At 42.2% G+C, this 23,806-nt stretch carries 10 protein-coding genes; 3 read left to right on the top strand and 7 right to left on the bottom strand.

What is annotated here, in order from left to right; all coding sequences use genetic code 11:
- Positions 1-30: 30 nt before the first annotated feature.
- Positions 31-13,128: a retention module-containing protein gene (locus Q7657_RS18460; RefSeq protein ID WP_107165322.1), complete on the bottom strand. Its 13,098-nt coding sequence runs from the start codon at positions 13,126-13,128 to the stop codon at positions 31-33.
- A gap of 274 nt (positions 13,129-13,402) precedes the next feature.
- Between Q7657_RS18460 and Q7657_RS18465 the strand changes: the two genes are divergently transcribed.
- Together Q7657_RS18465 and Q7657_RS18470 are read left to right on the top strand one after the other, a co-directional pair.
- The gene (locus Q7657_RS18465) at positions 13,403-14,053 is read left to right on the top strand and encodes a LysE family translocator (RefSeq protein ID WP_107165323.1); all 651 of its coding nucleotides are present in this window, start codon (positions 13,403-13,405) and stop codon (positions 14,051-14,053) included.
- Between the two features lie 302 nt (positions 14,054-14,355).
- On the top strand, positions 14,356-15,528 hold the full coding sequence (locus Q7657_RS18470; RefSeq protein ID WP_107165324.1) for a Card1-like endonuclease domain-containing protein: 1,173 nt from the start codon (positions 14,356-14,358) through the stop codon (positions 15,526-15,528).
- A 361-nt stretch (positions 15,529-15,889) separates the two neighbouring features.
- On the opposite strand, the gene Q7657_RS18475 is transcribed toward Q7657_RS18470, so the two are convergent.
- The 3 genes from Q7657_RS18475 to Q7657_RS18485 all read right to left on the bottom strand — a co-directional run bounded on the left by Q7657_RS18475 (position 15,890) and on the right by Q7657_RS18485 (position 18,167).
- Positions 15,890-16,798 (bottom strand): aldo/keto reductase, encoded by a 909-nt coding sequence (locus Q7657_RS18475; protein WP_107165326.1) that lies wholly within the window; start codon positions 16,796-16,798, stop codon positions 15,890-15,892.
- A 122-nt stretch (positions 16,799-16,920) separates the two neighbouring features.
- Entirely contained in the window at positions 16,921-17,178 is a 258-nt protein-coding gene (locus Q7657_RS18480; protein WP_107165327.1) for a hypothetical protein, read from the bottom strand.
- Between the two features lie 122 nt (positions 17,179-17,300).
- Positions 17,301-18,167, bottom strand: coding sequence for a hypothetical protein (locus Q7657_RS18485; protein WP_107165328.1), 867 nt, complete (start codon positions 18,165-18,167; stop codon positions 17,301-17,303).
- A gap of 160 nt (positions 18,168-18,327) precedes the next feature.
- Here Q7657_RS18485 and Q7657_RS18490 point away from each other — a divergent pair, with 160 nt between their 5' ends.
- Complete coding sequence (locus Q7657_RS18490) at positions 18,328-19,425, top strand: hypothetical protein (RefSeq protein WP_107165329.1); 1,098 nt, start codon at positions 18,328-18,330, stop codon at positions 19,423-19,425.
- 69 nt (positions 19,426-19,494) lie between these two features.
- Here Q7657_RS18490 and udp read toward each other — a convergent pair whose 3' ends face one another.
- The 3 genes from udp to Q7657_RS18505 all read right to left on the bottom strand — a co-directional run bounded on the left by udp (position 19,495) and on the right by Q7657_RS18505 (position 23,806).
- Positions 19,495-20,262 (bottom strand): uridine phosphorylase, encoded by a 768-nt coding sequence (gene udp, locus Q7657_RS18495; protein ID WP_008987464.1) that lies wholly within the window; start codon positions 20,260-20,262, stop codon positions 19,495-19,497.
- A gap of 395 nt (positions 20,263-20,657) precedes the next feature.
- A complete protein-coding gene (locus Q7657_RS18500; RefSeq protein WP_107165330.1) occupies positions 20,658-23,186 on the bottom strand; it encodes a zinc/cadmium/mercury/lead-transporting ATPase in 2,529 nt (842 codons plus the stop codon).
- 146 nt (positions 23,187-23,332) lie between these two features.
- Positions 23,333-23,806: a response regulator gene (locus tag Q7657_RS18505; RefSeq protein ID WP_107165331.1), complete on the bottom strand. Its 474-nt coding sequence runs from the start codon at positions 23,804-23,806 to the stop codon at positions 23,333-23,335.

Here is a 23,806-nt window from a genome sequence, read left to right on the forward strand (position 1 = left end):
AAATTAATTAGGTATCGCAATGACAAAAAGCTAACTGGTACTAAAGCTCGATTGATTAAATAGCTCAGTAATAAGCTGGGTACTGGTTGCAGTATCCGCTAAGCCTAAATCAGCTGCTTGGATATTATCTAAGGTGATATTTTGGGTATTACTGTTACTGGCTGTTACCGTCAACTCAACTTTGCCACTGGATGCATCAGCATTAATGCCTGCCAGTAAATCATCTAAATTCAGCCCATCCCCTGCACTGTCATCTAATACTTCAGTGAGATCGATCTTATCTTCACCCAAAGTAAAGTCAGTGATCACATCCGTTGAACCATCAATATCACCCAGTTGCCACACAAACAGATCATCACCTGCGTTACCCGTTAAAATGTCGTTACCACCACGGGCATAGAAAATATCATCATCATCACTGCCGATTAAGGTGCGATCTTGATCATCATCGACAATCAATTCACCACTACCACTAGGTGATGTACTGGCATCTATCGTAGTAACAGTATCGGGTTCAACATTAATGTTTAAGGTGATAGATGTTGCAGATAATAAGCTATCACTACCGACGGTAGATTCGGCTTCCACCGTTAACGTATTGGTGCCAGCAGCAAGTCCTGTGAGATATAAATCCTCTAAGCTGCTAACAGGTACACGATACGTACCTGCTGAAATTTGTGTGCCGACAATGGTGCCATTGCCATCGACCAAATCCCCATCATTTAAACCACTGATAACAACAGACAGCTCATTAGGCGCAGGATTGACCACCGATGCCATTAACCCTATTAACGGTAATAAAGAGCCAGCCACAGTGTGGATATTGGCAGTTTGTGGACGTTCTAACTCAATAATCGGTACATCGGGCTGTGGGGCGACCGTGATCTTGGTTTGAGTACTATCAATTTTCGCACCACCTGATCCTGTATTGCCATTATCATTGGTGAGCATGGTTAAAGTGTCGTCACCAAAGAAATTAACATCATTGAGATAATGCACACCTGCGGCTAATGCATCATTCAGGTTAGTCAGCGTGCCCGTTAAGGTAACTGAAGCGGAATTATTATCGGTGACTGTAATTGCAGTGGTACTTAATACATTTAATACACCATGTTCAACCGATAAGGTTACCGTCATATTGCCACTTTCAGCATCAACATCTTTCACGCTGATCCCTGAAATAATCACACCTACATCTTCATCAGTATTAATACCGGCAGGTAATGTATTCACAGGGGCATCATTTACCGCAGCAACATCAAAGGTTAAGGTTTTAACCACCGCTAAACTGTTATCTGCCAACACGCCATTATCGACAGAGCGCATATCAAAATTCATGGTGTAATTGCCGTTAGCATCACCAGGATGATAAACCAGTGTATCTAACGTTGTGCCGCCAGAAATAATAATCCATGAACCATCGGGCTGCTTTTCAGCACTGCCGCCAGCTGGTGCATCAAAAGAGCTTGAATCTGGCACATCAGTAATAACAACATGCAATTTTTCAGGGGCATTTTCAGATGTATTAGATTGGGAAGGCACGATGCTATCTGCGTTATCTCGCACCGCTAAATCTAGTGTAATAGTAATAGGCTGATCTTCAGAACCGGTATAGGACGTGGTTACATCGGAATCAATTTTATCGCCGACTGGTAACACCTCAAGATTCACTGTTGCTTCATTTTGCGCAATATCAGTGAGCAAATCTTCTTTGGTAAACACCAACACGCCAAGAGCTAAAGTACCGCTATAGTTTTCCGCTGGCACCACATTCACCCCAGCTAAACTGCCAGATTGCATTCCTACAGGCAGCGACACACTCCACTCACCACTACCTAAGTTACTTACTGGTCCTGTTAATACGAAACCATCAGGCACGTTGGTGATTTTGGCAGAAATAATTTGCTCAGAGCCATCACTGTCACCGACATCAAAACTGATACTACCAAGGCTAATACCACCAGCCTGATCTTCATCGCCCTTAATAGTGGTATCAACCCCAGTAAATTTGACCGGATCATCAACGGGGATCACATCAAAATCAACCGTGGCAGTAAACGTGCCTGTCGCTTGCGCGGTTGCTGGGGTGGTAAAGCTATACGTCACATCATCTTCAACAGTAGCAACCGCAGACATGGAAACATTACCGCTAAAATCTTTCACTGGCTGAAATGGAATATTATCGAGATTTACCTTATCAACAGTGATGGTTTGTACCAAGCTACCATCACTTTGGACAAATGCCCCTTGGCTGGCATCAACCGTCAGTTCAACCTGCTTTAAACTCTCCAGCCCTTCATTCAGCGTCGTGCTAATGTCTTTTAAGGTAGCTGAAATGCCTAAAACGACTCGACCATCTTCGTAAGCTTGCCCATTGATGATCACTTCCGCCTTACCCGTATCAGGTACAGGTTGCTCATCAACATCAAGCTTTTCTGTACGTAATACTTCAATAGAAAGGGTTGGCGTACCATTTGGTGGTACATCTACTACAGGCTCAATACGTACGGTAACAGGCTTAATTAAGTTTTTAGTATTACCACTGGTGGTATCGGTGTTAACAATATGCAGATCAAACTGAAAATCACCGGCAAAATCTGTCGCTGGATTTAATGCGATACCACTTAAATCAACGTTACCTGCACCATCGACAGGCACAATCATGACGTATTCGCCATCAATAAAGTCAAAGTCAGTCCCTGATATTGTCACTCCACTTGGCAGATCAGACGCTTTAATAACGATGGTAACAGAGTCATGATTTTGCTCGCCATTAACCGAGCCAATGATAATGTCACCTTCAATCTGATCGCCGAGATTAATAGGATCATCTTCAAACCCTGTTACCACATCAGGATTAAAGACAATATCACCGGCTAATTCGGTGATCATGCTGGTATTAGGGGTAAAATCTAATGTAATGGGAGTAGTAAAGGGAACAAGAGAGCTAACATCACCTTCACCATTATCACCAAGATCTTGCACCTCAGCACTAATGGTTATATCTATTGTGGAGTTAAACCCTGTTGGTGCAGTGATTTTCAAATTATCTAATTGCGATTCAGGTACCGTCCACGCCCCTGCACCATCGCTGATCCCGCCAATGACCACGAAATCCCCGGGCTCTGCCACTGATTGAGGAAACTTCACCACAATGCGACGTATCACTTCATCACTATGATCAATAACGACTGGTGTTGATTCCCCCGTAAAAGACACCCGCCCAATAGAAGCAGCATCGGTTGATAAATCAATCACACCACCTGTGGTACTGGTGAGCGTGGTCAGAATCATATCGCTACTATCACGTACCGCCAGCACACCATCAGGCTCTACTACTGCCTGAATATCGACTTCTAATTGGCCAATGATTTCTTTTATTGCAGTGTTTTCACCATCATTATCGGTTTGCTCAACAGTGAGATAGGACTGGAACGTTAAATCGCGATCAGAGTCTTGTGGCGCACGTAGTTGTAGTGGCTTGCCTGCCAGTAGTTCATCACGCTGACTATCACTTAAGGTGATCTCTCCTGCCACCAGCATCAGCGGAGTGCCGTCAATTAATAAGGTGTAATCCGATGGAATACCACCAAAGCGAATTTGCGTAATGGTTTCAGCACTATCGGTAAAACCTTGCGCTGCAGTTGGTCGCCACAAAACAACATTATCTTGATCTTCTAGTACATTGTTATCACTGACAATGGTGTAGTTTGCCGCATCAATAACAGGCTGAATATTAATCAGAATTTTTCGATCAAAACTACGTACATCACCATCATTTTCAGTGACTAATATCTTGGCATCAAGTTCAATATCTTGAGTACTGTTAAGTGGTGGGATCACCTGAATATCTTTTAGTGATGATAACTCTACTTCATAAATAGGATTGCCTTCAGCATCGTAACCAGCAAACACTAAACTTTGCTCATTCCCCTCTGAGTCTTTTAACATCACACCTTCAGGAATACCCGATAACACCAAGCTCAAGGTTTCTGAATTATCATCTGGTTGTTTAAAAGGGGTTTCGCCACTGACGATTGAAAAATCAAAGACCGCAGCACTGTCTTCATCAATTAAGGTTTCAATGCCTTGAGTCGGATCATTGTTGATATACGCCCACTCATCAACATCTAATACCCCATTACCGTTACTGTCGATATTGATATCAAAAATCGGAATATCTGCGACACCTTTTAAACTCACTTCAAGTTGCTGCGTAGGTGTTAAGTATTCATCGTTAGCATTCACCACCACATTACTGCTGTTAGTAATACTGGCACTGTCTTTCACGACACCTTGTACTGTGATTTCAAAATCTACATTACTTTCTGGAGTAGGTTTTAACTGCGCATTGGCAATATCGGCGTAATTAACCTCATAAACGCCAGAGCCCGCAGGGCTCTCAACGACCGCGGTACCGTTTAACAGAATTTGTGCACCAACGGGTAAATTTGAAAAACGTACACATTCAATTTCAGAGCCATCTTGATCGACGGTTTGTGACAAGCTGACATGACTGGCTAAATTAATCAGTTCATCTTCATTAGAAGATACCCGAGTCACTTTTAATGTGGTTTCATCAGCGATGGGCTCAACATTGATAATAATGTCACGCACCACCGAATCAGCCGTTTGTTTACCTGTAACAAACACCACTTCTTCTTTACTTTGCGCCACGGCAGTTAGCTTTATATCACCACTGTAATTGGCATCTGGCGTGACGACTAAACTTCCCACATCAGCGGCAGCAACTTGGTATTGGTTATTGCCTAAATCAACCAAGTTATTACCTTTTAACTCACCATGTATATGGCCTTCTCCATCGGGTTCCATGGTGATGATATACGACAAGGTTTCTGAACCATCGGTATCATTCAAGTCAGCTTTTAACTGTAAGCTCACTCCTGTTGAATCTTCATCAATGGTGTAATGTACTTGGGTTTCACTGTCATCCCACGTTGGAATATCGGCAATCCCTTCAACTTTAATTTCAAAGGTTGTCACAGCTTCTGGTAATGGTGTACCCGATGTCACCCCCACTTGCGCTTTGACTTCAAATTCCAAATTGCCATTCGCGGTAGAAAAGTCAGCATCAGGAATAAAACTGAGCCCAGCTAAATCGTAAATAATGTTATCTGTGGTGGTAAAATCAGTCACCGGAATAACATAAGACAGCCCATCAGCACTGGTCGCAAGTGCAGTGCCATTTAAATAAAAAGTGCCGTGAGTTTCGGCTGGAATAGTGATTAAAACTTGCTGTAAGAACTCGCCACGATCATCATCACCCACATTGATTTTCAGTGAGACTGGCGCACCACTCGGTGGCTCAATGAGCACTTCACTCGGATCGTCTTCTCGTCCAACATCTTCATAAGTAACTATCGGATCAGGCTCGATAATGATCTGTGCTTCACCATCTTCAATTTGTAAAGTAATGGTACGCAGCTCAGTATCACCATCACCATCGGTGACACGGTAATTAAAGGTATATTCAAGCAACGCATCGGTTTGAGTAATATCAGTTGCTGCGGTGAACTTGACCGTCCCATCAGGTTTTATCGACAGTTCACCCAGCAATTGCCCCGGATTAGTAGTATCACCGCCCTCATGAATAGGAATAACAGTAAAATCGGTGCCTGTAAGGGGTTTTTCTTCACCTAAATCAATCACACTGACGACAGTGGCGTTATCGGCCCCTTCTCGAGCATTAGTTAGTAAGGTTTGCCCTGCAACATTTTCTTCCCCTTCAGATAAAGCAATGGTGATGTTACGTCCATTGGCAATATCATCGACCACAGTCACTCGAATATTGGCAAAAGCACTTTCATCACCATCATCATCAATAGCCGCCACAGGTAGGATAATATCTTTGCTGTCTTTACCGGGATCGGGGTGATCGATCGCACCAAACAGGTTAACGGCATATTCCCCATCTGGCGTAAATATCACAGTAAATATGGTGCGAGTATCAGCAAAGCCTGAATAAGTACCAATCTCATGTTCATACAAGGTCACTGCTGTACCTTGGCTAGTTAACGTCGGATTAAGCGTGGTAAATAAATCGCTATCTAAGCGAAAGTTATTGATGAAATCACTGCCTTCATCTAACACTAAGATCCCAGATGCACGATCATCACTGCCTGATGGTGTTGAACCTTGATGATTTGGCCCATCTTCACGAATATCACTCTCTTCTACGGTTAAATCTTGAGTGCTGATAATAGTTGGATCAAAACCATCATTAATATTGATCGTCACAGGTACAGGGGTATCTAAATGATCACCATCGGTATCTTGGATTTGTACTTGTAAGTTAATACTGATCAAATCACCGCTTACTTGTACATAGCCGCTATCGTTACCTTCTTTATTATGATCAAGCGGTAAAAATTGCTCATAGGTCACCAAGACTTCTGCATCTTTACTGCCCACCACATTGGCGGCAGTTAAACTGATAGTAAAATAAGTATTACCATCATATTGGGCGGTTAAAGTGTGGCTATTTTGATCAAAGCTATAGTTAAGTGTTTCACCACCAAGTGTCGTCACTTCAGACTGTAACTCACTCAATAAATCATTCAGGAAAGGATTAACAAAAGTCACCGTATCAGGATCTAACCTGTCTACTCCTGCTGTTAACGTAAATAAGGCCGAATTCGATACTGGGTAACCATTAGGCGATCCAATGGGTTCACTAACATCTCCTTCCGTCACATTAATATTAGTGGTGCCTACAAAGTTACCAGTTGGATCTAACCCATCTACAATAGTGATGTTAATTTCACCGTCAGTAGCACTCACATCTAAATCTTGATCGGTAGCGCTAACGGCTAGGGTTATTTCTAATTTATTAGTCGTTTTTAACTGATCTAAGGGTTGATATTGCACCACCCTGTAATCACCAGTTTGGTCTAACTGAACCACTAACACTTCAATGGTGGAATCATCTTGCCTGACTACCGTCACTGTATTACCCACCACATTATATTGCGTGGCATAGCCGTTACTGGTCAGTGAGGCTAACGAAGGTTGATCGGCTTTTAAATCAATATGAATGATTTCATCACTGCCAACATTGAGCGCAATATTACCTTCAGCTGTATTAATTTCCGTAAATTCAGTATTCGTATCTGCGCCAAAACTCGGTAAATCCCCATCCGCAAGATTAACGGTTAAGACTGTGTGATTTTGCAATGGGTCATCATCAGCATCATGCAATTGAAGTGGAATACCAATGGCTAAATTGGCTTGCGTCATGGTTACAAGCCCTGTGGTGAGCACATCATTAAGATGATCAATCGGTAATAATTCCACCAGCTGAGATTGCAGCTCGACGTTACGTCCGTTTTGCACCGGAGTAATGGTTAGTTCAAAGACGGTATCTTTCGCTGGATTGTCTTTAGTCATGACCAGTGAGATAACCTTGCTGGTGGTATCTTGCGTTAGCGCCACTAATACCGCTTCACCTTGCGAGGTGATCTGTTCTAATGCGGTTTTAATGGCAGTAATGTTATCAGCGGTTAGCAATAAACTGTTAGCAACTAAAATGTCATTGGTTGCAGGAACGATAGTGGTGTTATTCGTCGTAACCGGATTGGTTGATGTCGATGGGCCAATCGTTGGCGGAATTAAATCCCCTTCAACCACATTAAAATCTGCGTTGACTCCATTCGGATCGATACCATCTTTGATTATAAGTTGTAGTGTTGCTACATCACTTTTATCCCCATCAAAATCTTCTAACTGAACACTCAAATCAATCACGTTTTGGTTCGGTATGACAGGTTGATCAATGGGAAGGCTTTGGCTAATGGTGTAACTGCCATCTGGCGTAATAGAGACACTTAATACTTCTGTGGTAGTTCCAGCTAATTGCACTTTAAATTGATTAGGCGTTGCGGGATCAAACACCACTTCAAGTGCAATACCATCACTGGTGATCCCCGCAAAGGCTTGGCTTGGATCGATGAACAGAACTTCTTTTATCGCATCACTGTGACTGCCATACACCAGCGAACCCGTAATTTGTTGTGGCTGTGTAATCGCACCATCAAAGCCTTCTGTCCACGTTATAGATTGCTCATTAATGATAGGAGCAATACCATCACGAAATACCATTTCAATATTAACGGGCTCGACCAGTGGATCAAAGTCCGTATCATGCATAGTAATCGGCACCGTTACCTTAATATTGCCCTCATCTACTGATACATAGGTACCATCTGAAAATTTGGTAGGATCGTGATCTAATGGCTGATACTGAGTTAACACCATATCCACTTTAACGTTATTACCTTGCTGGATAGGCGTTAGGGTTAAATTAAAGACCTTTTCTCCACCTGATAGCTCATTGACTTCAACTGTTAGCACCCCATTTGGCGCATTAATCACTTCCACTTCAACTGCTTTACCGCTGGTGGTTAACTTTTGTAGCTCTCGTCCTAGCGTAAAAAAGACAAAATCAGTGACATTTAAACTAGAAGGTACCAATGCATCATTTACCGCAGGGACAATAAAGCTGCCTGATGACGCAACAGGATAGCCTTGATCATCACCGGTTGGGTTTAAGTCTCCTTCCGTGACTTCAACTTCAGCAATAACACCTGCGCCTGTTGGGTTTTCTCCATCATTTATATGAATAATAAGCTGACCTACATTGCTGTTATCGCCGTCTTTATCTGTGACAGTCACATCTAATGCGAGGTTATTTACATTGGTATCAAAATTTTGATCTAGCGGCCTATCTTGCTCAACGCTATAGCTCCCATCGACATTAAACGTAACGGTTAATACGTTTTGCTCTGAGGTAGTGCCACTGGCAGGAACATAGAGTTGTAATACATTATCGTTAACCCGATAACTGGTCGCTTGAGCGTTACTGGTTAACCCATTCAAAGTCGGTTGAGCGATGGCAATATCCACATGGTCGATATCATCACTGCCAATTTCAATCGGGATCTGACCTTGCTTAACCTGTGTTGTCATGATCTCGGTATAGTCGGTTCCGGGATCTTTCCCTAATACTGGATCAACACCGTCTTTAACAATAATGACTAACTCACCTTGGGCTTTATCACCATCATAATCTTGTCCTGTGATAGCAATTTTCAAGGTATCTTCATTAGACTCAACAGGCTGATTTAATGGTAAATACTGAGTTACGGTGTATTTACCATCAAGCCCAATTACGACACTTAATACTACGGAATCATCACTGGCTAATCGCAGGGTGAGATTATTACCGAATGATTGAACATAAGTTTCAGTACCATTACTTAACCATCCCGTTAAGCCTGTTTGGACGCTATCAAAAGTAATGGTTTCAAGATTATCACTGCCCAATTCAATCCCAATTTCCCCCTCTGCCACACTGGCTGCAGCCCCTTTTGTCGGATCAGTGATTGTCGTGCCCGCATCAATATCAAACTCAGGGTTAGCCCCATCTTTTATGCTAATGGTCACAATGGCTGGCTGAGTAAAAGGATCATCATCACCATCATGCATCATCAACGGCACTGCGATGTCTAAGGTATCGTCTTTTAAAGTGACATAAGTACCACCGCTATCCAGCTGTTGATCAAGCGGCAATAACTGTTGCCATTGAATTTGCAACTCGGCATCTCGTCCATTTTGAACAGGCGTAATCACTAAACTAAAAACATCTGCTTTCGTGACACTGTCTACTGCCGTAATGGTTTGCGCGCCACTAACACTGTTTGCGGTATGCAGAATAGTTAATGCTTGCCCTGATGAGGTTAAGCTAGCCAACTCGTTTTGTAATTCAGTCAATACACTGGGAGTAATCGATAACGAGGTAGCAACAAGACTGTCATTTGCCGCCACTATGGCTAAATTTTTACTGCTTTCTATTGGGTATAACGAGGTTGATGGCGCACGAATTGGCGCAGCGAGATCCCCTTCCACCGTGGCTATAGTGGTGTTGGCTCCCGTTGGATTTTGACCATCGGTGATCACTAACGTTAGTGTGGCATCATTACTGCTATCACCATCAAAATCGACCACATGATAAGGTATCGCAATGGTATTCGTATTGGGTGTGACAGGCTGATCAATCGGTAGATACTGAGTAATATCATACTTACCATCCGTGTCGATGGTGAGTGATAACACAGGCGTGGTAGTCCCCGTTAAATACAAGATGACTTCATTGGTTTGCGAATCTGCCAGTCTCGCATCTAACGCAATACCATCACTGGTTAAACCAGCAAAAGCAGAAGTAATATCGCCTAATACTACCTGTTTGATTTCATCACTGTGCAGTTCAAAACTTAACTGCCCATTGATTTGTTGCGGCTCTGCAACTGTGCCTGAAAAATCTTCCGTCCATGCTTTGGTTTGATCGGCAATCACGGGCGGTTTGCCATCTTCTAATGTGATCACTGCATTTACAGGCACAACTAACGGGTCGAAATCACTGTCATGCATTTCAAGTGGTACTCGGATATCAATGCCATCCCCCGTCAGTGAGACATAATCACCACCTGAGTACACAGTAGGATCGTGATCCAATGGTTTTAATTGCTCAACGTCCATCGTTACGGTGACGTTTTTAGGATCTTGAGTTGGCGTAAAGCTAATAATAAGCACATCAGCATTGTTACTGTCTTTGCCTACTAAGGTCATAGTGCCATTAGCACTCTCAGGCGAGAAACTAAAGCTCATGGCTAAACCTGTTGCAGTAAGCTGCTCTAACTCACTAATCAGTTGTGATTGCACATCTGCTGCAATCGTTAAGCTCGATGCCACTAAATCATCATTGACCGCTGGAACAGTAAACTGAGACTCAGCTTTTACCGGGTAACCACCGTTTTCGGTTGTCTCTGATAAATCTCCTTCTATGAGCGTGACATCAGCAGCAATGCCTTCACCTGTAGGGTTCTCGCCATCATTAATATTGATCAACAATTGCCCGACATTACTGGTATCACCATCAGCATCCGTTACGGTCACATCAAGGGCAAGGTTATTCACATTAGTATCAAAATTCTGATCTAACGGTTGATGCTGAACAACGCTATAACGCCCTGTGGTTTCAAGGGTAACTGTTAATACAGGTTGCAAAGGCTCACTGCTTGTCGCTGGTACAAATAGCTCAAGGACGTTACCAGAGATAGTGAAATCCGTCGCTTGCCCGTTACTGGTTAAGCCATTTAAAGTGGTTTGCTCTGCGGTGAAATTAGCTTGAAGGATATCGTCACTGCCAACATCTACCGTGATTTGGCCATCAAAGGTTTGCACTGCCATGGTCTCGGTAAAGGTGATCCCTTTATCGGTATCGATAACAGGGTTAGGCCCATCAACAATAGTGATATTGAGCTCGCCCACATTACTTTTATCACCATCGGTATCTATAGCAATAACACCAATAGCCAGTTTATCTTCATTAGTACTAACGGGTTGGTTTAAGGCTTGATATTGAGTAACGGTGTAATCACCAGAGTTATTAATTTCAATCGTCAATACATCAGTTTGTGGCGCATCAGCAAGACGTAAGGTGATTTTATTGCCGTCGACCACATACACCGTTGGCTTATCATTACTCAAGAGCCCAACTAATGTTGGCTGCTCAGATTCAAATTCCATTGCCGCAATTTGATCGCTTCCTACATCCACAGGTATTCGCCCTGCCACCGTTTGCGGTGTAGCAATATCTTGGTCTTGTTCAACAATCCTTGTGCCAGTATCAATACCTAATTCAGGGTTAGCGCCATCATTAATATTAATGATCAATTCACCCACATTACTAACATCACCATCTTTATCTGTGGTGGTTAGTGCCAAGGCTAATTGAGTTTGATCTAATGCGTTATCTTGGTTTAGGGCTTGATATTGGCTAACGGTGTAACGTCCATCAGTGTTGATTTCTATGGTTAATACCAACGACTGATTATCACTACGGACAACCGTAATAGTACTGCCTGACACGCTATAGCTGGTGGCAACATCATTACTCAATAATCCCTCTAACGTAGCTTGTTGCTGGGCAAAGGTCATTACGCCAATTTCATCACTGCCAATTAAGACTGGGATTTCACCTGTCACCACTTGAGGTGTTGTTATATCACTATCTTGCTCTGTAAATGTGGTGCCATCATCAATACCGAGTCCGGGGATTTTTCCATCTTCAATCACAGCGACAAAATCAATCGGGGCTTTAACAAGGTTGCCATTACTATCTGCAATTTGAACCGGTAAAGATAAGCGAATTTGCTCACCATTGATCACAATCGGTGCACTAGTAGATTCCCCTGCAAAGTGATCTAGCGGTAAAAATTGTGTCACTGTCATGGTGACATTGGCATCTCGTCCATTAGTCAACTCAGCCACCAAACCTATGGTGAGTACCGTACCCTGATCGCTACTGCCTATGATTTGATTACTTACGGTGTCATAGCGAAAGGTCATTGGGCGATCACTGGATGATATTTTCTCCGTCATCAATGCCAGCAACCCAGCAAGTTGTGTCGTTTCAAATGCCACACTATTGGCATCTAAAGGCAGTGTTGCAGCCGCAACAGAGACACTGGCACTGTCCGATACTGGATACGTGATCGGCACTAAATCCCCTTCGACAAAGAAAAGATCATCATCAAATTCGCCACCATCAGGCGGCAATATAATTAACGGTGTATCTTGTTGGCGAAGAGAAGCTGGCACATAAGCAGTATCAAACCCCGCTTTAGCTAAGATCTGATCATTGTCATAAGGAATCGTAATAGAATCGGTAATAGATGAGCTTAGATCACCAGAAGCACTGGGGTTTGATGCTGGCCCCGCCGCCGTTGCTTCTTGTGTTTTAGTGGGATCTTCCCCACCAAGAATAGCCGCTTGCAATGCTGCTATACCGGGATCTAAATCAGGCTCAGGCAAAGGGAGATGTATTAGCTTTTGGTCAGAAAGACATGCCTTACAATGTTGGTTCAGCCACAGATCTGTACCATCGAGATCCACTAACACTTCGCTGCGATCAGCAAAAAATAACACCGCTCCAACAGAAAAACTATCGCCAACTTTAACGGGAACATAATCACCATTATCGGTCAGAACAAACACTTGCCCCTTTACTTGTTCAATAACGATGTTTTGATCAACATTTATTCTAAACACTGCGCTTTCCCCTTAGCCAAAAGGATCTTTTAAGTATGAATCAGACGCAGAGTTTTGAGGTTATTCACACCTCTTAAATGTAAGAATGTAATAAGTTTGTTACCATCAGCAATTGCCAAACAATATAAACCTTCAAGTTAAAAACAAAATTCAAACATATGGATTACAAAATAAGTAAATAGTGGAAAATTAAACCAATAAATACGCAAAACAAATGAATTAATCACTATCGACAGGTAGAATATGTTCCCCTGCTCAACTTAGTTAAAAAGCCATGATTGATTTAAACGTATTACCCCTCTATTTAACTGCGGTTATCGCACTGTTATTAATTCCCGGTCCCGACATGCTTCTGATTGCCAGCTCAAGCCTAAGCTATGGGCGTAAGGTTGGTATCTTTGCCAGTTTAGGTAATGCGACATCAGGTATTCTATTAACCATCATGGCTGCTATGGGTGTATCTGCATTAATTGCTGTTAACCCAATCGCCCTGCAAGTACTTCGTCTATTAGGTGGTGCTTACCTATTAAAGATGGGTTGGGATTGTTTACGTACGCCACCAGTCGATGCCCCAGAAGAGCTAAAGAAAAGCAATAAAATGGCCGTTACGCTTTACCGCCGTGCTGTATTTAGTAACTTACTTAATCCAAAAGCACTGATTTTCTTCGTTCTGTTTTTGCCACAGTTTGTTTCGACTCATGTAACAGCGACTTCTGGTCAACAAATGCTGGTACTTGGCTTACTGCTTAACGTACTTGGCTTATTGTTTAACTTATTCCTAGTGACCACAGTCGGTACGTTTGGTAAATCACTACTGAAAAGTGAGAAATTCCGCGCTAACCAACATAAGTTCATGGGACTCGTTTTCTTTGTACTAGCGATCTGGCTATTAGCATCACAGCTACCTAACCCTGTGACTCACTAATTGAGCAAATAGCACAACGAAGCAACAGCTTATTATTTAATCTATAACGCCATCTTTTTTAGATGGCGTTATGCTTTTTAAGAGCATTAAATTGTTAATTAACAATAATGGAATACGTAGAGATCATTTATCGATATCTAATAATGAAAAATAAAATCCCTGCGTGTTTTAGGCTTGAATTTCGCATTCAAAATCCTCATATAACCTATTAAAGTGTGCTGCGTGCCCCTTTATTCACTTCTCATTAATTAATGCGCGCACAAAATATGCCCCCATAAGAATTTGGCGCATTAAGGATTATTATGATTATTCATGTTGGTATTATTGATCAGGACCCCGTCCGTTTGATCACTCCCTTGCTTGATGAAGCAGTCCCCGTTCGAAAAATGGTATTTATCGGGACTGAAATTCAGCGAGAACAATACGACCGCTTAGCTTCTATTTTGACACCAAGACACATCGATGTTGAATTCTTCGTTATTCCAGACATCATCAACATCAGCCAAATTCGCGACCGAATTCATCAACTCGCAGAACAGCTAAAAGACACGGGTTGTGACGTTTGGTTTAACGCAAGCTGCGGCTTACGTCACCGTCTACTTTCTGCTTACGAAGTATTCCGCTCTTATCACTGGCCAATTTACGTTATCGAACCTTACAGTGATGAAATGTGCTGGCTATTCCCATCTGATCGCGAACAACAACAAGTTCAAGACCGCATTCAAATTACCGATTACCTGACTATTTTCGGCGCTCGTTGTGAGCTATCAGAAAACCCAATGCCTGAATCCCTAAACGCACAGCTTTGGGAACTAGGACAACGCTGGGCAAGTTCAGCTCTTGAATTAGGCCCAGGTTTAGCGACCTTAAACTATCTAGCAACGACCTGTCGTAAAGAACAAATCCTGCATGTAGAACTGAGTGAAAAGCAGCAAGGCTACAAAGAGCTCGGTACACTATTAGCGGATTTAGAAGAAACAGGCTTAGCCACTTATAGCGATGGCGTTCTAACATTCAAACACGAAGAAGCGCGTCGATTTGCTAATGGCGAATGGTTAGAAAACCTTGTTCACAGCACAGTACGTGCGATTCAAAACGAACTGCCAACAATCCAAGACCACTCATTAGGTGTGCAGGTTTACCGTAAGATCGGTGAGCGTGAGGTACGTAATGAATTGGATGTAGCAACTATCGTTAATAACAAGCTACACATCATTGAATGTAAGACCAAAGGCATGCGTGACGATGGTGATGATACGTTATACAAACTTGAATCACTGCGTGACCTATTAGGTGGCTTACAAGCCCGCGCAATGCTAGTGAGTTTCCGCCCACTACGTCATCACGACTTAGTACGTGCACAAGATTTAGGTCTAGCAATCATTGGTCCTGATCAATTAGGCGATTTACAAACGCACCTTTACGAGTGGCTTAAAGGCGCAGGTGGTGAAGCACACATCCACAACCCTGCATAAACCTTACGCTCAAAAAATAAAGCACACATAAACAAAAAGACCTCACATGAGGTCTTTTTTAGTTTCTAACTTAAATTTCTATTATACCCAAGCAACCTCAAGATGCAGTGTTCAGCGAGACGACCTTAGTTCTCAGGCGCGGCAACGATTCGTAGATATAGTGGTTCTACATTGAGAATCGTTAACAAAGTCTGAGAGCTAAGGACGCTCGCCCTTTGGGAGCGTGTCACTGAGCCGACTTCTTGCGTCAGACAACTTGGAAAGAGCTCGCTATTCCGCTTCGTTGCCTTCCTTGAATTCAACTCAGTGACCTCGCTCTGAATCAGGCATCTTGAAGTCGCTTGGGTATATTTAGATAACATTAAGCTACGCCATGCCCCTTTGAGGCTTCTAATAGGCGATACCATTGCTCATGGGTTAGATCGAGTTGCTGTGCTGCCACAGCGGTTCTCACACGCTCTATCTTGCCCGTTCCAAGTAATAATGCCGGTTTTGTTGGTAAACGCATTAACCATGCAAAGATCACCTGATCGATGCTGTCTGCATTTAACTCTTCTTTTAATACATTCAACGTATCACGCACACGACGTGCTTGCTCTGAATCACCGTTATAAATATCGCCGCCTGCTAAACATGACCACGCCATAGGACGAACACGATGTTGCTGTAATTGCGCTAATGTACCGTCTTCAATCGCTTGAGCATGTAGAGGGTTAATTTCGATTTGATTGGTGACTAATGGCTTTTCAACACGCGATTGCAACAGAGCAAATTCATCTTTCGAGAAATTCGATACCCCGAAATGTTTCACTTTGCCTGCTTGATACAGCTTTTCAAACGCGTCATTAATTTCATCGGCATCCATTAATAGATCAGGACGGTGAATAAGCAGAATATCGAGGTTATCAACACCTAAACGTTGCAGTGATTCATCGACCGAGCTCAAGATATGGCTAGCACGACTATCGTAGTACGCCACCTGAGATGTACCATTCACCTCTTTGCCCGGCACAATACCGCACTTAGAAATAATGGTCAGATCATCACGTACGCTTGGCTGTAGCTTTAATGCTTCACCGAATAACAATTCACAAGATGGTTTGCCATAAACAGGCGCATGATCAACCGTTGTAATGCCCAGCTCCATATGCTGTTTAATAAAGGTTAATCGCTCTTGCGCTGTCATTCCCCACTGCGCCATGCGCCAATAACCTTGAATAAAGTCAGTAAACAAAGCGTCATTACGTGGTTGTTGGTTCTTCTCAGTCATCTTTACATCCATCTTGTATTTATCGTCAGCACAATTTGCGCTCACCGAACGTAACACAGGGATACAATGACTAAAGTGACAGGTTTCAAAGAATTTTGTTTGTTTACCACTAGCATTCAAAACTAAGCATGGTGGTTGCTATACCACGCATAGCTACGGCGTAGCGTAAACACAGTCAACGCTAAGTAATACACCGCTAATATAATCGCAGGAAGTGCATCTCGATCTGACACACTGATAATGGAATACCCGCAGTACACAACAATAATGGCAGGAATAACCAAGGCAGGTTTTACCGAAGAATAAAGGTTGGTAGCAAGAAGCACCACATGCGCTATTACTAAAATCAGTGGTAAGGTAATCATCAAAAACCACAACATAATCAATCCCTTTATCTATCAGCAAGCTACACATCATAGCTCTGAACAAGGTTTGCGCCAATACATTGTGGTTCAGTGATAGATAACTATACCTAAGTGCTCTGGGTATAAAGGCAGTTAAGCTACACCGTTGCTCCCCAAAGGTTATCTAATTTTGCTAATGGCTGATTTATATTAATCGATAATTCCACATAGCTGTGCGCTAACTTAATTTGGTGATCATCGTTAAAGTCACGCCCCCAGATATTTGGATCCGATAAATCAAATGGTTTTGGTATCACCTTTTTTAGCCCTGATTCAGGTTTTCGATCATTAAGTTCTAATTGAATCAGTGATTGTTGAGCCGCTTGCTGTGCTAATTCTTTGTAGCCTAGTTTATCGAGTAGAAATATGGCGTGAGCATGAGTAATACCATGCAATTTATCACCAGAGAAAAAATGCTCATCAGTATTATGATGAAGATCTTGTGTGCTGCGAGTCACGGCAAGAATACAAAGTTGATGAATATCTATCTCGCCTTTATTTAATAAGCTTGTCGGCTGGTATTGACGGTAATCCGCCAAGCCATAATAACGCCCCCAATTATCATCCATACAATTTATAATAAGTTTGGCAATATTGGTAACCATACGTTCAGTAACAACAACGCTATTATTTGTAACTGCATTTAAAAACAATGCGCCATAAATGATCCCATGACCTGAATGGCATAATTGCTGTGCGTTGAGCGCAATGGCATTTACTACTTTACTGTAATCGGTGGTTTCAGGGCTGGCTGCTAATGGATTCATTAAATGCAGATTATCATCAACAAACTGAGCTAATCTTTCTTGCAAACTCTGCTTAGCTAAATCATTAAGCACCCCACTATGAAGTAATGAGTTACCTGCCAGTAATGCCGCCCCCGTATGCCCTTGAAACCATGCGTTACTGTCAATTTCCACTACATTCGCTAACGCTAAAATCCCTTTATCAACAAACTGTGTCATTGTTTTTCTCCTTGCTTTAATTTCTGTAATTTCGCCACCAGCGAGATTGATTTAAAGCAAGGATAAAACCTCAAGTTAAGTTGAGGTCAAGGATCGTAGTTAATAACTTTAAGCTTTGTGGTATTTTATTATTTATCATAAAGTTATAGAGTTTTAGAGAATGAAAAACAGTATTACTGATGAAAAAATTTCAAATTTTAGGGATTTAGTAAATTCCAATTCAAACTTTGTCTTTAATGCTTATAGTAATAACAATGGAAAGAACCACTGGAATTTAATTTGCTCTTGTATGGATTGGTTGACCGTATCAATAAGACACTTGCAGCACGCTCCAGAACTAGATGAAAATATTGATGTTCGTGTCATGCAGATGTTCTCTCTAATATCATCAATCGATCTTGTTTCTGAGTCTATAGCACAACTGCATCGTGTATTTATAAATCCCAAAACAGTACCTTTCTCGGGAGAGAGAATCTGCTTTTCACAACGAATATTTGATGAAGATGATAACAGTTATTTTAAATCGATAAGAGCGTCATTCGGAGCTCACCCTGTAAACCTTAACCAATCGACTTCTAAAAGATTTGCAAGCTGGCCATTTGATAGCTACTCCAATGACGGAGAACTTACCGTCCATCTATATAGTAATAAATTAGATGAAGATGATTTAGTTATGAACCTTAATTCAAAAGAGCTCATGCTATTTCTTATTACCAGATACAACTACTTAGATGTGATTTCTAAAAAAATTAATACTTTATATGATAATTTCAAGAAAAAGTTATCACTGCAACGCATTGAGACTAAAGATAATTTCATTGAACAATTATATATTTTAAAAATCGAATCAACCAAAAGACTTAACAATGATTACTACAATGATGTTATTTCCAATCTGATCACAATTTTTGAAAATGATATACATCAGCAAGAACTTGAAATAATGTTTGAAGATTACAAAAAAGCACTTGTACCTCTCATCTATGAAATAAAAGATAATCTTCAATCCATGAATATAGTAGATTTAGAGTATGCATCTCTTCTATCACCACGTTCAGATTTCAGCCGCAAAGTCAGTTACGAGTTAGGCAAGTTTTACACTTGGATTAACAGTAGTAAATATGATCCACTAGCTGATTATTATTTAGATAGATTTAATAGCGAAACAAATTTCAAATATCACTTTAGTAATAACGACTCATCAAACTGCTTATTTATTAAAGCTAAACTAATGCTATTCAACCAACGTCTTGATTAATCATTTATCTCAAACAAAAAGCCGCTCCTAAGAGCGGCTTTCTAATATATTCTTTAAAAGAATTAAATTTTATTCAGCTAGCATTTTACGTGCAGCTTCTACCACGATCTTAATAGATTTCGCTTCTGTTTCTTTAAGCGTTGCGTGGTCTGGAATCTCTTTTTGAGTACGGTTGATAATAACACCAGCGACACAACCAGCACGTAAGCCAGAGCTTGCACACATAGTTAATAGCGTTGCTGATTCCATTTCAAAGTTAAGCACGCCCATTTCCTGCCACTCTTTCATCGAGCCTTGGAAACGACGAACAACACGGCCAGAGAATGTATCGTAACGCTCTTGACCTGGGTAGAAGGTATCACTTGATGCAGTTACACCTGTGTGTACTACCGCATGTGCTTCATCACACGCTTGTTTCATTGCTGTTGCCACACCGAAGTCTGCCACTGCAGGAAATTCCATTGGAGCAAAGTGCAGGCTTGCACCGTCTAAACGTACTGAACCTGTTGTTACAATCATGTCACCTGGGTTGATGTTTGGCTGGATTGCACCTGTTGTACCCACTCGTAGGAACGTCGTTACACCAAGCTGTGCTAGCTCTTCTACTGCGATAGACGTTGATGGACCACCGATACCCGTTGAACACACCACAACAGATTTACCGTCTAGTTGAGCACGGAAAAGTGTGTACTCACGAGAGCTTGCAAGAAACTCTGGGTTATCCATTAAGTTTGCAATCTTCTCAACACGTGCAGGATCGCCAGGAATGATGGCAAGCTCAGCACCATTAAGATCAGCTTTATTAACACCTAGGTGGAATACTTTATTGTCAGACATAATGTTACCCTTTAGTTTAAACGGCTCTGTTGTAGGTTCAGAGAGGTTCCATGAAACTCATTATTAATAGAATGTTTTGATAGAAAGAGTCAAAAACATAGCAACATGCTCTATCAAAAGACCTAGTTACAATACCCAATGATTTAATGAGTTTTAGTGAGCCCAATCACACCTACAAAAAGTAACGAAAAATTTTGTTACATGTAAATATGATTCAAGTCACAAGTAAACGTTATCTTATTGCAACAATCACAAAAAATTTTCTCATTCTGCTCGGTTATTTTTCTTAAATTCTCCACTTTTCTAACAAATCAGCCCCATAAAAAAACGGCATAACTCAGCGCTTTGCTCTGTCATGCCGTTTAAAAGATTAGCTCAATTGCTAATAACTGTAGTTATTTTTTAGGTTTAAAGCGAAGTAAGCGCAATGCGTTTAAGGTTACCAATGCAGTTGCACCACTATCTGCTAATACCGCGACCCAAAGCCCTGTAAAGCCAAGTAATGTAGTGACTAAAAAGACCACTTTTAAACCGAGTGCTAATGTGATGTTCTGACGAATATTGCTCAATGTAGCGCGAGACAATTCAATCATCACTGGCAACTCTGACACCCGGTTATGGGTGATCGCCGCATCTGCTGTTTCTAGTGCCACATCCGTACCACCGCCCATTGCAACACCAATGGTGGCAGTTTTCATCGCTGGCGCATCGTTAATACCATCACCAACCATAGCTACTGTGTGATTGGTATTGAGTTTACGCACTTCAGAGACTTTATCCTCTGGCAGTAAACCTGCGCGGAAATCAATGTTGATCTCTTTAGCAATCGCTGCAGCGGCACGTGGGTTATCACCCGTTAGCATGACTGAATTAACACCGATGCGTTTTAGTTTGGTAATCGCTTCAAGTGCGTCACTGCGTAAGTTATCACGCCATGCTACAAGACCAACCGCTTGTTGATTACGTACGGCAACCACCAGCGTTTTACCTTCTCCTTCTAGCGCAATGCCTTGCTGCTCTTGCTCTGCTGTTAAGCTAATGGTTTCTGGAAGACGATCGGCTGCACATAACATGAAGTGATCGTCTTCGGTTGTGCCTTGAATACCACGACCAGCTAACGCTTCACGGTTTTCAGCTTCAACCACTGGTAGTGATTTTTCTCGCGCAAGGTTCACAACAGCTGTTGCTAATGGGTGTAACGAGCCAGATTCAACCGCTGCTGCTTGACGCAATAGTTTGTCGTCATCGTTATCCCAGCTAATTAAATCAGTCACAACAGGCTTACCTTCCGTTAGCGTGCCGGTTTTATCAAACGCCACGGTTTCAATATGACCCAGTTGCTCAAGGGCTGCACCACCTTTTATTAATGCGCCACGACGTGCTGCTGCTGCTAAACCTGAGGTGATCGCTGCAGGTGTTGAAATGACTAGCGCACATGGACAAGCAATTAACAGTAATGCCAAGCCTTTGTAGATCCACTCATCCCATGATTGACCAAAGACTAATGGCGGAATGATGATGACTAATGCAGCCAATAGGATCATTGCAGGTGTGTACCAACGACTGAATTTATCAATGAAACGTTCTAGTGGCGCTTTACGTGATTCAGCTTCTTCAATCATATGAAGAATACGGTCGATAGCATTTTCACCTTGGGCAGAAATAATGGTTAAGCGCACCACTTTATCTGACGCCATGCTACCTGCCATGACTTTCTGACCGGGTGTACGCTCTACTGGCACAGATTCACCCGTTAATGCGCTTTCATCAAAGCTCGCAACCACATCTAACACTTGACCGTCGGCTGGTAAACGCTCACCCGGTACGACTTCAATCACATCACCCGGTTGTAGCTCGCTAGCTGGCACTTTTTTCTTTTCACCATTTGGAAGCACAACATTGGCTTGTTCTGGTACTAAGTCCATGAGTGCTTTCACGCCACTACGGGCACGAGATGCAGCATATCCTTCTAATTGTTCACCAATTAAGAACAGTAAGATAACCATTGCTGCTTCAGCGGTTTCCCCTAAGTACAACGCGCCAATAGCAGCGATACTCATTAGGGTTTCAATTGAAAATGGCGAGCCTGATTTACCTAAGCTAATGGCTTTTTTCACAATCGGCACTAAACCGACAATCGTCGTTAAGGTAAAAGCGACCAAACCAACGCTGTGTGACACTTGGTTAATGAGGAAAGACACAAACATCATTGCCGCAATCACAATGACTTCTAAATGCGTTTGGATAAATGATTTTTTCGGCAACGCTTCTGCTGCCGCAGCATTAGCAACTAAAGTAAAGCCAGTATCTTGCGCTTTATCTTCAATGCGTTTTTTTAGTTGCTCTGTTGTCGCTTGCTGAGATGGCTGCATATTCACGATCAGTTTTTCTGTCGCAAACATCACTTTTGCCGTTTCAACTTCAGCAAGGCTTGAAATAGATTTTTCTAATTTAGCGGCGCAGCTTGGACAATCCATCCCAACTACTTTCCAGCTAAAGGTTTGACCATGTGCCGTTTGCGCCAGTGTTGCTTCGAGTGCTTGTTCTTGCTCTTTGGTCATACTCGGTGCAGACGATGCGCTACAGCTTTTTACTGAGTGTGAATGGGCATGATCATGCTCTGAATGCGCGTGATGAGAATGCGTTGTTGCTGATGAAGTAGCAGAGGCTATCTTAAAGGCAGTTTTGGGTGACGCAGAATGGATCGCATCAACCTGAGGTGATGTTTTAGATGAACAACAGGAAGCGGGGCCGTCGGTATCAGATTCTCCACAACCTTCCGTGTGTTTTTTCACACCGTCAGCAGGTGTTGATGAGCAGCAAGACGCAGATTCACAAGATTCTACCGTTACTGTCGCTTTGGTTACTGCCGTTGGTTTTGCCGCATGAATGTGCGGTTTCTTATTATGGCATTGAGCACACATAATCGTTCTCCTTGAGTGCTATTTTGATTATCTGTGACTAACTATAAACCTTGGAGTAAAGTCCAAGGTCAATAAAAAAAGCCAAATATTTACTATTTGGCTTTTTCCGTAATCACACTCAAAGGGCTAAACGAGTAGCGTTAATGTTAACGTAAACGACGTAATACCGTGGTGTTATCTAACACTTCACCCCATTCTTGGTAATCAAACCCCATATCGAAAATGTATTCCGTCAACAGTGTTCTGGCGCAGCTTACCAAAGTTTCTGCATCCCATGGTTTTTCAAAATAGCTTTCAATACGGGCTTGGTTGATTGCAGCAATGGTATCTTGGTGCGTTGCTTGCCCTGTTAGTAAGATCTTTTTGGTTTTGATAAAACGACTATCGTTAGTAACATCAGTTAATAACTCCACGCCATTTTTACCCGGCATAACATGATCTGAAATCACTAAACCAATGTAGTGCCCTTCCGCATCTAACTCATCCATTAGCTCTAGTGCTTCTTCACCTGAATCACACTCTTCAATCATAAAGGAAGCCTGTAACGGTGAGAGATCTTTTAGCACTGCGCTTAATACTTCTTGTTGATCATCAACACAAATAACGACTATTTTTTCCAT

The organism is Candidatus Photobacterium acropomis (assembly GCF_030685555.1).
GTDB classification, from domain to species: domain Bacteria; phylum Pseudomonadota; class Gammaproteobacteria; order Enterobacterales; family Vibrionaceae; genus Photobacterium; species Photobacterium lucens.